10 protein-coding genes are annotated in these 15,846 nt (G+C 62.2%); 8 read left to right on the forward strand and 2 right to left on the reverse strand.

Annotated elements, in window-relative coordinates; all coding sequences use genetic code 11:
• Positions 1–105: 105 nt before the first annotated feature.
• The 3 genes from rpoB (at position 106) to NLY42_RS20750 (ending at position 9,331) form a co-directional block, all read left to right on the forward strand.
• Positions 106–4,242, forward strand: a complete 4,137-nt coding sequence (gene rpoB, locus NLY42_RS20740; RefSeq protein WP_023686024.1) for a DNA-directed RNA polymerase subunit beta — start codon at positions 106–108, stop codon at positions 4,240–4,242.
• 147 nt (positions 4,243–4,389) lie between these two features.
• Positions 4,390–8,586 carry a DNA-directed RNA polymerase subunit beta' gene (gene rpoC, locus NLY42_RS20745; protein ID WP_023667434.1) on the forward strand — a complete coding sequence of 1,399 codons (4,197 nt, stop codon included), beginning with the start codon at positions 4,390–4,392 and terminating at the stop codon, positions 8,584–8,586.
• Positions 8,587–8,665: 79 nt separating this feature from the next.
• Entirely contained in the window at positions 8,666–9,331 is a 666-nt protein-coding gene (locus NLY42_RS20750; protein WP_023667433.1) for an O-methyltransferase, read from the forward strand.
• A gap of 46 nt (positions 9,332–9,377) precedes the next feature.
• On the opposite strand, the gene NLY42_RS20755 is transcribed toward NLY42_RS20750, so the two are convergent.
• Entirely contained in the window at positions 9,378–10,313 is a 936-nt protein-coding gene (locus tag NLY42_RS20755; protein ID WP_023756143.1) for a Gfo/Idh/MocA family protein, read from the reverse strand.
• Between the two features lie 106 nt (positions 10,314–10,419).
• Positions 10,420–10,701, reverse strand: a complete 282-nt coding sequence (locus tag NLY42_RS20760) for a transcriptional regulator (protein WP_023713029.1) — start codon at positions 10,699–10,701, stop codon at positions 10,420–10,422.
• 495 nt (positions 10,702–11,196) lie between these two features.
• Here NLY42_RS20760 and rpsL point away from each other — a divergent pair, with 495 nt between their 5' ends.
• The 5 genes from rpsL (at position 11,197) to rpsJ (ending at position 15,839) form a co-directional block, all read left to right on the forward strand.
• The gene (gene rpsL / locus NLY42_RS20765) at positions 11,197–11,568 is read left to right on the forward strand and encodes a 30S ribosomal protein S12 (protein WP_006333356.1); all 372 of its coding nucleotides are present in this window, start codon (positions 11,197–11,199) and stop codon (positions 11,566–11,568) included.
• A 60-nt stretch (positions 11,569–11,628) separates the two neighbouring features.
• Positions 11,629–12,099 carry a 30S ribosomal protein S7 gene (rpsG, locus tag NLY42_RS20770; protein ID WP_008875664.1) on the forward strand — a complete coding sequence of 157 codons (471 nt, stop codon included), beginning with the start codon at positions 11,629–11,631 and terminating at the stop codon, positions 12,097–12,099.
• A 30-nt stretch (positions 12,100–12,129) separates the two neighbouring features.
• Entirely contained in the window at positions 12,130–14,220 is a 2,091-nt protein-coding gene (gene fusA / locus NLY42_RS20775) for an elongation factor G (protein ID WP_023667430.1), read from the forward strand.
• A gap of 65 nt (positions 14,221–14,285) precedes the next feature.
• On the forward strand, positions 14,286–15,461 hold the full coding sequence (gene tuf, locus NLY42_RS20780; RefSeq protein ID WP_023723394.1) for an elongation factor Tu: 1,176 nt from the start codon (positions 14,286–14,288) through the stop codon (positions 15,459–15,461).
• Between the two features lie 69 nt (positions 15,462–15,530).
• Positions 15,531–15,839 (forward strand): 30S ribosomal protein S10, encoded by a 309-nt coding sequence (gene rpsJ, locus NLY42_RS20785; RefSeq protein ID WP_010909272.1) that lies wholly within the window; start codon positions 15,531–15,533, stop codon positions 15,837–15,839.
• The last annotated feature ends 7 nt before the right edge of the window (positions 15,840–15,846 follow it).

Raw genomic sequence — 15,846 nt, forward strand, 5'->3', positions numbered from 1 at the left:
GCCGCCAGGCGGCGGGAAACAGATCAGGGGCCGCCGCCGAGGTGGCCGCGCATGCAAGGTGAGCCGCGGCGAGGCTCGCCCCGAGTTTATAGCTAAGGAGCGACGATGGCCCAGACCCAGACTTTCAATGGCCGCAGACGCGTACGCAAGTTCTTCGGAAAGATTCCGGAAGTTGCGGAGATGCCGAACCTGATCGAGGTTCAAAAAGCATCCTATGACCAGTTCCTGATGGTGGCGGAGCCCAAGGGTGGGCGTCCGGACGAGGGACTGCAGGCCGTTTTCAAGTCGGTTTTCCCGATCTCCGATTTCTCCGGCTCCTCGATGCTGGAGTTCGTGAAGTACGAGTTCGAAGGACCGAAATTCGACGTTGACGAATGCCGTCAGCGCGACCTGACCTATGCCGCGCCACTCAAGGTGACGCTGCGCCTCATCGTGTTCGATATCGACGAGGATACCGGCGCAAAGTCGATCAAGGACATCAAGGAGCAGGACGTCTATATGGGCGACATGCCGCTCATGACGCTCAACGGCACCTTCATCGTCAATGGCACGGAGCGCGTCATCGTCTCGCAGATGCACCGTTCGCCGGGCGTCTTCTTCGACCATGACAAGGGCAAGTCGCACTCCTCGGGCAAGCTTTTGTTTGCGGCGCGCGTCATTCCCTATCGCGGTTCGTGGCTCGACATCGAGTTCGATTCCAAGGACGTCGTGCACGCCCGTATCGACCGCCGCCGCAAGATTCCGGTGACGTCGCTCTTGATGGCGCTCGGCATGGACGGCGAAGAGATCCTGTCGACCTTCTACAACAAGATCACCTACAAGCGCGCCGGCGACCACTGGCGCATCCCGTTCAACGTCGAGCGTTTCCGCGGCCTGAAGGCCGTTGGCGACCTCGTCGATGCCGACACCGGCGAAGTTGTCGTCGAGGCCGGCAAGAAGATCACCGCCCGCCAGGCAAGGGCGCTTGGCGAAAAGGGTCTGAAGGCGATCAAGGCGACCGACGAGGATCTGCTCGGCAACTACCTGGCCGAGGACATCGTCAACTACGGCACCGGCGAGATTTTCCTCGAAGCCGGCGACGAGATCGACGAAAAGACGCTGAAGGTGCTGCTCGGCACGGGCGAAAGCGAGATCAAGGTTCTCGACATCGACCACGTCAATGTCGGCGCCTACATCCGCAATACGCTCAACGTCGACAAGAACGAGAGCCGCCAGGACGCACTGTTCGACATCTACCGTGTCATGCGCCCGGGCGAGCCGCCGACGCTTGAAACCGCCGAAGCCATGTTCAACTCGCTGTTCTTCGACTCGGAGCGCTACGACCTGTCGGCCGTCGGCCGCGTCAAGATGAACATGCGCCTCGAGCTCAAGGCTGAGGATACCGTGCGTGTGCTGCGCAAGGACGACATCCTGGCCGTGGTCAAGACGCTGGTCGAGCTGCGCGACGGCAAGGGCGAGATCGACGACATCGACAATCTCGGCAACCGCCGCGTGCGTTCTGTCGGCGAGCTGATGGAGAACCAATACCGCGTCGGCCTGCTGCGCATGGAGCGCGCGATCAAGGAACGTATGTCCTCGATCGAGATCGATACGGTGATGCCGCAGGACCTGATCAACGCCAAGCCGGCGGCTGCCGCCGTGCGCGAGTTCTTCGGTTCCTCGCAGCTGTCGCAGTTCATGGATCAGACCAACCCGCTGTCGGAGATCACCCACAAGCGCCGCCTGTCGGCACTTGGCCCGGGCGGTCTGACCCGCGAGCGCGCCGGCTTCGAAGTGCGCGACGTGCACCCGACGCATTACGGCCGCATCTGCCCGATCGAGACGCCGGAAGGCCCGAACATCGGTCTGATCAACTCGCTGGCGACCTTCGCGCGCGTCAACAAGTACGGCTTCATCGAAAGCCCGTACCGCAAGATCGTCAACGGCAAGCTGACCAATGAGGTCGTCTATCTCTCCGCTATGGAAGAGTCCAAGCACCACGTCGCGCAGGCCAATGCCGAGCTCGACAAGAATGGTGGTTTCGTCGACGAATTCGTCATTTGCCGCAGCGCCGGCGAAGTGATGATGGCGCCGCGCGAAAACGTCGATCTGATGGACGTGTCGCCCAAGCAGATGGTGTCCGTGGCCGCGGCGCTGATCCCGTTCCTCGAGAACGACGACGCCAACCGCGCGCTGATGGGCTCCAACATGCAGCGTCAGGCCGTGCCGCTGGTGCGCGCCGAAGCGCCGTTCGTCGGCACCGGCATGGAGCCGATCGTTGCCCGTGACTCGGGCGCCGCCATCGGCGCCCGCCGCGGCGGCATCGTCGACCAGGTGGACGCGACGCGTATCGTCATCCGCGCCACGGAAGATCTCGATCCCGGCAAGTCGGGCGTCGACATCTACCGGCTGATGAAGTTCCAGCGTTCGAACCAGAACACCTGCATCAACCAGCGTCCGCTGGTGCGCATGGGCGACCGCGTCAACAAGGGCGACATCATCGCCGACGGTCCGTCGACCGAGCTCGGCGATCTGGCGCTCGGCCGCAACGTGCTGGTCGCGTTCATGCCGTGGAACGGCTACAACTACGAGGACTCGATCCTGCTCTCCGAGCGCATCGTGGCCGACGACGTCTTCACCTCGATCCACATCGAGGAATTCGAGGTCATGGCCCGCGACACCAAGCTTGGACCGGAGGAAATCACACGCGACATTCCGAACGTTTCGGAAGAAGCGCTGAAGAACCTCGACGAAGCCGGCATCGTCTATATCGGCGCGGAAGTGCAGCCGGGCGACATCCTGGTCGGCAAGATCACGCCGAAGGGCGAAAGCCCGATGACGCCGGAAGAAAAGCTCCTGCGCGCCATCTTCGGTGAAAAGGCGTCCGACGTTCGCGACACCTCGATGCGCATGCCTCCGGGCACCTTCGGCACCGTCGTCGAAGTGCGCGTCTTCAACCGCCACGGCGTCGAGAAGGACGAGCGCGCCATGGCGATCGAACGCGAGGAGATCGAACGCCTCGCCAAGGACCGCGACGACGAGCAGGCGATCCTCGACCGCAACGTCTATTCGCGCCTTTCCGACGTTCTCGTCGGCAAGGAAGCGATTGCCGGGCCGAAGGGCTTCAAGAAGGGCTCGAAACTGTCGAAGGACACGCTTGACGAGTATCCGCGTTCGCAGTGGTGGCAGTTTGCGGTGGAGAACGAAAAGCTCCAGAGCGAACTGGAAGCCCTGCGTGGCCAGTACGACGATTCCAAGAAGGCGCTCGAGCAGCGCTTCATGGACAAGGTCGAGAAGGTCCAGCGCGGCGACGAAATGCCTCCGGGCGTCATGAAGATGGTCAAGGTCTTCGTGGCCGTGAAGCGCAAGATGCAGCCGGGCGACAAGATGGCGGGACGTCACGGCAACAAGGGTGTCGTGTCGCGGATCGTTCCGGTCGAGGACATGCCTTTCCTCGAGGACGGCACGCATGCCGATATCGTGCTCAACCCGCTGGGTGTGCCGAGCCGCATGAATGTCGGCCAGATCCTGGAAACGCATCTGGGCTGGGCATGCGCGGGCATGGGCAAGAAGATCGGCGAGCTGATCGACGCGTACAAGACGGCTGGAGACATCAAGCCGTTGCGCAAGACGCTCGAGAGCTTCATCCCAGCCAACGACCGCAACGAGCCGGTCCGCGAATATGACGACGAGAGCATCGTTCGCCTCAGCGAGCAGATGCGCCGCGGCGTCTCTATCGCGACACCGGTGTTCGACGGCGCGCATGAAGTCGACATCAACATCATGCTGGAGCAGGCGGGCCTGCACACCAGCGGTCAGTCGCAGCTCTATGACGGACGCACCGGCGAGCCGTTCGATCGCAAGGTGACGATGGGCTATATCTATATGCTCAAGCTTCACCACCTGGTGGACGACAAGATCCACGCGCGTTCGATCGGTCCGTACTCGCTCGTTACCCAGCAGCCGCTGGGCGGCAAGGCGCAGTTCGGTGGCCAGCGCTTCGGCGAAATGGAGGTCTGGGCGCTGGAAGCCTATGGCGCCGCCTACACGCTGCAGGAAATGCTGACGGTGAAGTCGGACGATGTCGCCGGCCGCACCAAGGTCTACGAGGCGATCGTGCGCGGCGACGACACGTTCGAGGCCGGCATTCCCGAGAGCTTCAACGTGCTCGTCAAGGAAATGCGGTCTCTCGGCCTCAATGTCGAGCTGGAGAACACCAAGCTCGACGACAACCCTGTCCGGCTGCCAGATGCTGCCGAATAGGGGCGCGGCCGAGTAAGCAAGACATCCGGTCGCGGAACGCCGCGACCGGATGCGACAAATTCTACGGCCAGTGGGCCGACCACTCAGCGGGCATTTGGCCCGCGTTAGATGCAAGGGGTTTTCGAGGACCCCGAAAAGGAGAACGGCATGAACCAAGAGGTCATGAATCTCTTCAATCCGCAGGCGCCGGCGCAGGTGTTCGATTCCATCCGGATATCGCTCGCCAGCCCTGAGAAGATTCTGTCCTGGTCGTTCGGCGAGATCAAGAAGCCGGAGACCATCAACTACCGCACCTTCAAGCCGGAGCGTGACGGTCTGTTCTGCGCGCGCATTTTTGGCCCGATCAAGGACTATGAATGCCTATGCGGCAAGTACAAGCGCATGAAGTACAAGGGCGTCATCTGCGAAAAGTGCGGCGTCGAAGTCACGCTGTCGCGCGTTCGCCGCGAGCGCATGGGCCACATCGAGCTGGCGGCACCTGTCGCTCACATCTGGTTCCTGAAGTCGCTGCCGTCGCGCATCGGCACGCTGCTCGACATGACCCTGAAGGACATCGAGCGCGTCCTCTACTTCGAGAACTACATCGTCACCGAGCCTGGCCTCACCGCGCTGAAGGAGCACCAGCTGCTCAGCGAGGAAGAGTACATGATCGCCGTCGACGAGTATGGCGAGGATTCGTTCACCGCCATGATCGGCGCCGAGGCCATTCATGACCTTCTGGCCGGCATGGACCTGGAGAAGATCGCCGGCGACCTGCGTTCGGAACTGGCTTCGACCACGTCCGAGCTGAAGCAGAAGAAGTATCTGAAGCGGCTCAAGGTCGTCGAGAACTTCATGGAGTCCGGCAACCGTCCGGAATGGATGATCATGAAGGTGGTTCCGGTGATCCCGCCGGACCTGCGCCCGCTGGTTCCTCTGGATGGTGGACGTTTCGCGACGTCCGACCTGAACGATCTCTATCGCCGCGTCATCAACCGCAACAACCGTCTGAAGCGGCTGATCGAGCTGCGCGCCCCCGGCATCATCGTGCGCAATGAAAAGCGCATGCTGCAGGAAGCCGTCGATGCGCTGTTCGACAACGGCCGTCGCGGCCGCGTCATCACCGGCGCCAACAAGCGTCCGCTGAAGTCGCTGTCGGACATGTTGAAGGGCAAGCAGGGCCGGTTCCGCCAGAACCTGCTCGGCAAGCGCGTCGACTATTCGGGCCGTTCGGTCATCGTCACCGGTCCGGAGCTCAAGCTGCACCAGTGCGGCCTGCCGAAGAAGATGGCGCTCGAACTGTTCAAGCCGTTCATCTACGCCCGCCTCGACGCCAAGGGGTTCTCCTCGACCGTCAAGCAGGCCAAGAAGCTGGTCGAGAAGGAGCGTCCGGAAGTCTGGGATATCCTCGACGAGGTCATCCGCGAGCATCCGGTGCTCTTGAACCGTGCGCCGACGCTGCACCGCCTCGGCATCCAGGCGTTCGAGCCGATCCTGATCGAAGGCAAGGCGATCCAGCTGCATCCGCTGGTCTGCACGGCCTTCAACGCCGACTTCGACGGCGACCAGATGGCCGTTCACGTGCCGCTCTCGTTGGAAGCGCAGCTTGAAGCCCGCGTGCTGATGATGTCGACCAACAACATCCTGCACCCGGCTTCCGGCGCGCCGATCATCGTGCCTTCGCAGGACATGGTCCTGGGTCTCTACTATCTCTCGATCGTCAATCAGAACGAGCCGGGCGAAGGCATGGTGTTTGCCGACATGGGCGAACTCCAGCACGCGCTCGAGACCAAGGCGGTGACGCTGCACTCCAAGATCAAGGGTCGTTTCCGCACGGTCGACGCCGAAGGCAAGGTCGTGTCGAAAATCTACGACACCACGCCTGGCCGCATGATCATCGGCGAGCTGCTGCCGAAGAACGTCAATGTGCCTTACGAGACGGCCAACCAGGAGATGACCAAAAAGAACATCTCCAAGATGATCGACACCGTCTACCGCCACTGCGGTCAGAAGGAGACGGTCATTTTCTGCGACCGCATCATGGCCCTCGGCTTCAGCCACGCCTGCCGCGCCGGCATTTCGTTCGGCAAGGACGACATGCTGATCCCGGACGCCAAGATCAAGCTGGTTTCCGACACCGAAGCTTTGGCCAAGGAATACGAGCAGCAGTACAATGACGGCCTGATCACTCAGGGCGAGAAGTACAACAAGGTCGTCGACGCCTGGGCCAAGTGCTCGGAAAAGGTCGCCGACGAGATGATGGCCCGCATCAAGGCCGTCGAGTTCGAGGACAGTGGCCGTCAAAAGCCGATGAACTCGATCTACATGATGTCGCATTCGGGTGCGCGTGGTTCGCCCACCCAGATGCGTCAGCTCGCCGGCATGCGCGGCCTGATGGCAAAGCCCTCGGGTGAAATCATCGAGACGCCGATCATCTCGAACTTCAAGGAAGGCCTGACCGTGCTCGAGTACTTCAACTCGACCCACGGCGCCCGCAAGGGTCTGGCCGACACCGCCTTGAAGACGGCGAACTCGGGTTACCTCACCCGTCGTCTGGTCGACGTGGCGCAGGACTGCATCGTCAACTCCGTGGATTGCGGCACCGACAAGGGCCTCACCATGCAGCCGATCGTCGATGCCGGTCAGGTCGTCGCTTCGGTCGGCCAGCGCGTGCTGGGCCGCACCTCGCTCGACGACATCACGCATCCGGTTTCGGGCGAAGTTCTGGTCAAGGCCGGAACGCTGATGGACGAACGTGACGTGGAAAAGATCGAAAAGGCCGGCGTGCAGTCGGTCCGCATTCGCTCGGCACTGACCTGCGAGGTCAGGATCGGCGTGTGCGCGGTCTGCTACGGACGCGATCTTGCCCGCGGCACCCCGGTCAACCAGGGCGAAGCCGTCGGCGTCATCGCGGCGCAGTCGATCGGCGAGCCGGGCACCCAGCTCACCATGCGTACCTTCCACATGGGCGGTACGGCGCAGGTGGTGGACAGCTCGTTCCTTGAAGCCTCGTATGAGGGCAAGGTCGAGATCCGCAACCGCAACGTGGTGCGCAACTCGGACGGCCAGCAGATGGTCATGGGCCGCAACATGGCGGTGCTGATCCTCGACGAAGCCGGCAAGGAGCGTGCCTCGCATCGCCTTACCTATGGTTCGCGCATCTTCGTGGACGATGGCGACAAGGTGAAGCGGGGCCAGCGTATCGCCGAATGGGATCCCTATACCCGCCCTGTCCTTACCGAAATCGAGGGCAAGGTGTCGTACGAGGATCTGGTCGACGGCATTTCCGTTCAGGAAACGGCCGACGAATCGACCGGCATCACCAAGCGCGAGGTCATCGACTGGCGCTCGACGCCACGCGGCAACGACCTCAAGCCGGCGATCGCCATCCTTGACCCCAAGGGCAAGGTCGGCAAGCTGTCGAAGGGCGGCGACGCCCGCTTCCTGCTCTCGGTAGAGGCCATTCTTTCGGTCGAGCCGGGTTCGCAGGTTCGTCCCGGCGACGTTTTGGCGCGTATCCCAATGGAAAGCGCCAAGACCAAGGACATTACCGGCGGTCTGCCGCGTGTTGCCGAACTGTTCGAGGCACGTCGTCCGAAGGATCACGCCATCATCGCCGAGATCGATGGCACGATCCGCTTCGGCCGCGACTACAAGAACAAGCGCCGCATCATCATCGAGCCGCATGACTCGACGCTTGAGCCGGTCGAATACCTGATCCCGAAGGGCAAGCCGTTCCATCTCCAGGACGGCGACGTCATCGAGAAGGGCGACTACATCCTCGACGGCAATCCGGCGCCGCACGACATCCTGGCGATCAAGGGCGTGGAAGCACTTGCTTCCTACCTCGTGAACGAAATCCAGGAAGTCTACCGTCTGCAGGGCGTGTCGATCAACGACAAGCACATCGAGGTGATCGTTCGCCAGATGCTGCAGAAGGTCGAGATCACGGTACAGGGCGACTCGACCTACATTCCGGGCGACCACGTCGACGTGATCGAACTGGAAGAGGTCAACGAGCGCCTGGTCGAGGACGGCAAGAAGCCGGCCGAAGGCCAGCCGGTGCTGCTGGGCATAACCAAGGCCTCGCTGCAGACGCCTTCCTTCATCTCGGCCGCCTCCTTCCAGGAGACGACCAGGGTGCTGACCGAAGCTGCGGTTGCCGGCAAGACCGACATGCTGCAGGGCCTGAAGGAAAACGTCATCGTCGGCCGGCTGATCCCGGCCGGTACCGGCGGCACGATGAGCCAGATCCGGCGCATCGCCACCTCGCGCGACGAACTGATCATCGACGAACGCCGCAAGGCCTCCGGTGTCGAGGTCGCCGAGCCGATGCTGACCGACATGGTCAACGCCGCGCAGTAAGCGCGGTAGGACGAGAAGAAGGAAGGGGGCCTCAGTGGCCCCTTTTCGCGTTTTGACCCCCAATCGAATCGAGGAAAACATGAGCAAGAAGGTTTGGACTGACGTCGACGACTACATCGTTTCCTCTCTCTTCGAGGCAGATCCCATCCTCGAAGCGGTGCTTGCGGCCAACCGCGACCAGGGCCTGCCGGCCATCGACGTATCGCCGGCGCAGGGCAAGCTGCTGTCGCTGCTGGTCCGCATCAGCGGCGCCAGGAAGGTGCTGGAGATCGGCACGCTTGGCGGCTACTCGACGATCTGGATGGCAAGGGGATTGCCCGTCGGCGGCAAGATCGTGACGCTCGAACTCGAGCCGCATCATGCAAAAGTCGCGCACTCGAATCTCGAGCGGGCAGGGGTGCCGGACAAGGTCGAGCTCAGGATCGGCCCCGCGCTTCAGTCGCTTGAGACGCTGGCTGCCGAAAATGCCGGTCCGTTCGATCTGATCTTCATCGACGCGGACAAGCCGAACAACCCGAATTATCTGTCATGGGCCATGCGCCTGTCGCGGCCGGGGACGGTCATCATCTGCGACAACGTCATCCGCGACGGCACCGTGCTCAACGACGATGGCCGTGACGCGTATGTCGAAGGCGCACGCGGTGCGTTTTCCTTCATCGGCGGCGACAAGCGCCTGGACGGCACCGCCATCCAGACCGTCGGCGCCAAAGGCTATGACGGGTTTGCGATTGCGATCGTCGAGTAAGGCTGCATGATGAGTGTCCGGACTGCGGTCCGGCAGAACTCATCGCTCAATCGAAGAACGCTTCCACCACATTGCGCTTGCCGAGCATGAAGGCGTCGGCCACGTGCTGCAGGGGTGCCAAATCGACATCGGAGACGCCGGCGCGTACGATTTCAGCGAAGCGCCGGTAAAGCTGGGGATATTCGGCTTCCGGCTCGTCGTGAACCACCTTTCCGTCGATGACGAGCCTGGTGCCGCCGCCCGACAACACCATCTTGCCCTTGTCGGTGTCGGCCAGGATGTCCCAGCTCTGTGGTCCAGTCTGCAGCCAGTCGAGCTCCATGGTCACCGGCAATCCGTCGGAGGTGCGGAAGGTCACGTGGGCCGCCACCGGCGAGGCGCGGTTTTCCGGAAAGTCGAGGACGGCCGAGGTGATGAACATCGCCGGCAGGATGTGGGTTGCGATCGACAGTGCGTTGATGCCGGGATCGAAGACGCCGAAACCGCCGGCCGCCCAGATCCAGTCCTGGTTTGGGTGCCAGCGGCGGACGTCTTCCTTCCAGACGATAGCAGCCGAGTTGACCCTGGCCGACGCCAGGAAGGCGCGCGCGGCCTCCACTGCCGGCGCGTAGCGCGAATGCCAGCTGGCGAACAGTGAGACGCCGTTGGCTGCCGCCAGCCGCTTCAGGTCCTCGACCTCACTGACCGTGGCGCCCGGCGGCTTCTCCAGGAAAACATGCTTCTTCGCTATTAGCGCGGTGCGTGCCGCGTCGTAGCGGAACTGCGGCGGCATGCACAGCGACACGGCCTCGAGTTCCGGCACCGCGTCGAGCATCGCCTCGATGGTCGGAAAATTCGGGATGCCGTCCACCTTGCCGTGCCGGCTGGCGGCGGCGATGAGGCGGTAGTCCGCATCCTTGGCCACTGCCGGCAGATGCTGGTCGCGCACGATCTTGCCGACGCCGACGATGCCGAGCTTGATGGGACCATTGTTCGAGGGCATGGGAACTCCGCGGATTCGAATTTGGCTGGTTAAGTCGCCCGGTTCTTAGCAGAGAACCGGTGCCGGGCAAGCCGGCGCGGTGACAGGCGCAAGCAGCCGGCGACGCTCAGAGCGGAACCTCGAACGTAACGATCGACACTTCGCCTTCGAGCGCGCCCTGGAAGGCCGACAGATGCGGCTCCTCGTCGGGTACGCCCTCCATATCGCCGATCTGGTCGAGCTCAGCTTCGGCATAGCCTTCGGCGGCGAGCGATTCGAGCGCCCGGCGCACGGCCGAATCGTCGTCGGGCGCGACCAGCATCACATGCACGCCTTCCGGCTTGCCGCCCTTCTTTTTCCAGACCCGGCCGGTGATGATGGTGACCGGGCGCTCCTCATTGTCGTTCACGGGCTGATTCCTTTTGAGACGGGTGCGGGCGAGGGGATTTGCGCTGTCCATGGCGCCTTTTGCCATGAAGAACCCGCGCATGACAGCCAAAAGCCGGTCACTTTCTTGTCTGCGCGGGTCACTTTATTCCTCTGCCTTGCAAAATGAAGAAAGAAAATTACATGCGTCTTTCACATGGCTGCCAAGCCGTCGTCAGCGCGCAATATTTGGCGTGCCGGGGTTGACGGTTCACGGTCTTGCGAGTAGAAGCCGCCCAGTCAGAACCGATGTGAGGCTCTCCCTTCCGAAGCGACACGCTTTGGAGTTTGCCTCAAACAGGGTTCGTTTTACGAGCGAAAAGACATTTCCGGCGCGCATGAAGCGGTTCCCGCTTCCTCTGCATTTTGTTCGGGCAGGACCGCGAGGCGCGGTTTATGGCCCGAATTTGCGTATGGAATTGGCGCTTTGAGCGGCCCTGACCGGGCGAGACACGGAATTGAGAGACAAGAGGGTTTAATGCCTACCGTCAACCAGCTGATCCGCAAGCCGCGCATTGCGCCGGTGAAGCGCAACAAGGTCCCGGCCATGCAGCAGAACCCGCAGAAGCGGGGCGTCTGCACGCGCGTCTATACAACGACGCCGAAGAAGCCGAACTCGGCACTGCGCAAGGTGGCCAAGATCCGCCTGACCAACGGCTTTGAAGTGATCGGCTACATCCCCGGCGAAGGCCACAACCTTCAGGAACACTCCGTGGTCATGATCCGCGGCGGCCGCGTCAAGGATCTTCCGGGCGTGCGCTACCACATCATCCGCGGCGTGCTCGACACGCAGGGCGTGAAGAACCGCAAGCAGCGCCGTTCGAAGTACGGTGCCAAGCGTCCGAAGTAAGATTTTCCGGCCCTGGCGCTGCTTGAATGCGTCGGGCTACGAGATTGAGAGACAAAAGCCATGTCGCGTCGTCACAGTGCAGAAAAGCGTGAGATCAATCCGGACCCGAAGTTCGGCGATCTGATCGTTACCAAGTTCATGAACGCCGTCATGTATGACGGCAAGAAGTCGGTTGCCGAGACCATCGTCTACGGTGCGCTCGACCAGGTTCAGTCGAAGACCAAGCAGGAGCCGGTCACCGTCTTCCATCAGGCGCTCGACAATGTCGCGCCGCATGTGGAAGTCCGGTCGCGCCGCGTCGGCGGCGCTACCTACCAGGTTCCGGTCGATGTGCGCCCCGAGCGCCGTCAGGCCCTGGCGATCCGCTGGCTGATCGCCGCGGCCCGCAACCGCAACGAGACCACCATGGTCGACCGCCTCTCCGGCGAGCTGATGGACGCGGCCAACAACCGCGGCACCGCCGTGAAGAAGCGTGAAGACACCCACAAGATGGCAGAAGCCAACCGCGCTTTCGCACACTACCGCTGGTAAAGCGCGAACGAGACTGAGAAGGCATCCAAGATGGCCCGCGAATATAAAATCGAAGACTACCGCAATTTCGGTATCATGGCGCATATTGACGCCGGCAAGACGACGACCACCGAGCGCGTCCTCTATTACACGGGCAAGTCGCACAAGATCGGCGAAGTCCACGACGGCGCTGCCACCATGGATTGGATGGAGCAGGAGCAGGAACGCGGCATCACGATCACGTCCGCCGCCACCACGACCTTCTGGAAGGGTCGCAGCGGCAAGATGTACCGCTTCAACATCATCGACACTCCCGGACACGTCGACTTCACCATCGAAGTCGAGCGTTCGCTGCGCGTGCTCGACGGCGCCATTGCGCTGCTCGATGCCAATGCCGGTGTCGAGCCGCAGACCGAGACTGTCTGGCGCCAGGCCGACAAGTATAAAGTTCCGCGCATGATCTTCTGCAACAAGATGGACAAGATCGGCGCCGACTTCTACCGCTCGGTCGAGATGATCGGCTCGCGTCTTGGTGCGCATGCCGTCGTCATGCAGTTGCCGATCGGCGCCGAGACCGAGTTCAAGGGTGTCGTCGATCTCGTCGAGATGAACGCGCTGGTCTGGCGCGACGAGACGCTGGGCGCTGCCTGGGACGTCGTCGAGATCCCGGCCGACCTGCAGGCTCGCGCCGAAGAATACCGCGAGAAGATGATCGAAGCCGCTGTCGAAATGGACGAGACGGCACTCGAGAATTACCTCGAAGGCAAGATGCCGTCGAATGACGAGATCCGCGCGCTGATCCGCAAGGGCACCATCGCGGTCAAGTTCTACCCGATGTTCTGTGGCTCGGCCTTCAAGAACAAGGGCGTGCAGCCGCTGCTCGACGCCGTCGTCGAATACCTGCCGTCGCCGGCCGATGTTCCCGCCATCAAGGGCGTCGACGCCAAGACCGACGCCGAGATCGAGCGTCATGCCGACGACAACGAGCCGCTGTCGATGCTGGCCTTCAAGATCATGAACGACCCGTTCGTCGGCTCGCTGACCTTTGCCCGCATCTATTCGGGCAAGCTGACCAAGGGCATCTCGGTCGACAACACCGTCAAGGGCAAGAAAGAGCGCATCGGCCGCATGCTGCAGATGCATGCGAATTCGCGCGCCGACGTCGAAGAAGCCTTTGCCGGCGACATCGTCGCTCTGGCTGGCCTCAAGGACACGACCACCGGCGACACGCTCAGCGATCCGCTGCACCCGGTCATCCTCGAGCGCATGGAATTCCCCGATCCGGTCATCCAGATCGCCATCGAGCCGAAGACCAAGAACGACCAGGAAAAGATGGGCCTCGCCCTTCACCGCCTGGCCGCCGAGGATCCGTCCTTCCGCGTCAAGACCGACGAGGAAAGCGGCCAGACCATCATTTCGGGCATGGGCGAGCTTCACCTCGACATCATCGTCGACCGCATGCGCCGCGAGTTCAAGGTCGAGGCCAATGTCGGCGCGCCGCAGGTGGCTTACCGCGAGACGATCACCCGCAGGCACGAGCAGGACTACACCCACAAGAAGCAGACCGGCGGTACCGGTCAGTTCGCCCGCGTCAAGATCGTGTTCGAACCGAACCCGGAAAGCTCGGAGTTCGAGTTCGAGACCAAGATCGTCGGCGGCGCGGTTCCCAAGGAATACATCCCGGGTGTCGAAAAGGGCATCAACAGCGTCATGTCGTCGGGTCCGTTCGCGGGCTTCCCGATGATCGGCGTCAAGGCGACGCTTATCGACGGCGCTTACCACGATGTGGACTCCAGCGTTCTGGCATTCGAAATCGCCGGCCGCGCCTGCTTCCGTGAAGCCGCACCCAAGCTTGGCGTGCAGCTGCTCGAGCCGATCATGAAGGTCGAAGTCGTGACGCCGGAAGACTATGTCGGCAGCGTCATCGGCGACCTGAACGGCCGTCGCGGCCAGATCCAGGGCCAGGAAGCGCGTGGCGTGGCTGTCGTCATCAACGCGATGGTGCCGCTGGCCAACATGTTCAAGTACGTCGACAACCTGCGCTCGATGAGCCAGGGCCGCGCGGCCTACACGATGCAGTTCGATCACTATGAGCCTGTGCCGACCGCGGTCGCCCAGGAAGTCCAGAAGAAATACGCGTAACCTGAACGGGTTGCATCGGTAACTTAATTCAAGGCCCGTACGGGCGAGCAGATTGGAGACATCACATGGCAAAAGGTAAATTCGAGCGTAACAAGCCTCATGTGAACATTGGCACGATTGGCCACGTCGATCATGGCAAGACGTCGCTGACGGCGGCGATCACGAAGTATTTTGGCGAGTACAAGCGCTACGACCAGATCGATGCGGCGCCCGAAGAGAAGGCCCGCGGCATCACCATTTCGACGGCGCACGTCGAATACGAGACGGCAGCGCGCCACTACGCCCATGTCGACTGCCCCGGCCACGCCGACTATGTGAAGAACATGATCACGGGTGCTGCGCAGATGGACGGCGCGATCCTGGTGGTGTCGGCCGCCGACGGCCCGATGCCGCAGACCCGCGAGCACATCCTGCTTGCCCGTCAGGTCGGCGTGCCGTCGATCGTGGTGTTCCTGAACAAGGTCGACCAGGTCGACGATGCCGAGCTGCTCGAACTGGTCGAGCTCGAGGTTCGCGAGCTTCTGTCGAAGAACGAGTTCCCCGGCGACGACATTCCGATCGTCAAGGGTTCGGCGCTGGCTGCTCTGGAAGATTCCAACAAGACCATCGGCGAAGACGCGATCCGCGAGCTGATGGCTGCGGTCGATGCTTACATCCCGACGCCTGTTCGTCCGCTGGACAAGCCGTTCCTGATGCCGATCGAAGACGTGTTCTCGATCTCGGGCCGTGGCACGGTCGTCACCGGCCGCGTCGAGCGCGGCATCGTCAAGGTCGGCGAGGAACTGGAAATCATCGGCATCCGTCCGACGACCAAGACGACCTGCACGGGCGTCGAGATGTTCCGCAAGCTGCTCGATCAGGGCCAGGCCGGCGACAACATCGGCGCGCTGCTGCGCGGCGTTGATCGTGAAGGCGTCGAGCGCGGCCAGGTTCTGGCCAAGCCCGGTACGGTGAAGCCGCACAAGAAGTTCGTGGCCGAAGCCTACATCCTGACCAAGGACGAAGGTGGCCGTCACACGCCGTTCTTCACCAACTACCGTCCGCAGTTCTACTTCCGCACGACCGACGTGACCGGCATCGTGTCGCTGCCGGAAGGCACGGAAATGGTTATGCCCGGCGACAACATCACGGTCGATGTCGAGCTGATCGTGCCGATCGCCATGGAAGAGAAGCTGCGCTTCGCCATCCGTGAAGGCGGCCGCACCGTCGGTGCCGGCATCGTCGTCACCATCAAAGAGTAATTTAGACTTAAACCGATCTGTCGCGGGCGCAGGATTTGCCCGCGCCGCGCCAGAACAAGGAAGTGACGCATGAACGGACAGAATATCCGCATCCGCCTGAAGGCGTTTGATCACCGCGTGCTTGACGCCTCGACGAAAGAAATCGTGTCGACGGCCAAGCGCACCGGAGCAAACGTCCGCGGCCCCATTCCGCTGCCGACGCGGATCGAAAAGTTCACGGTCAACCGGTCGCCTCACGTCGACAAGAAGAGCCGCGAGCAGTTCGAGATGCGCACGCACAAGCGTCTGCTCGACATCGTCGATCCGACCCCGCAGACGGTCGATGCTTTGATGAAGCTCGATCTGGCCGCCGGTGTCGACGTCGAGATCAAGCTCTAAGGGAATG

The organism is Mesorhizobium sp. C372A (genome assembly GCF_030323245.1).
GTDB lineage: Bacteria > Pseudomonadota > Alphaproteobacteria > Rhizobiales > Rhizobiaceae > Mesorhizobium.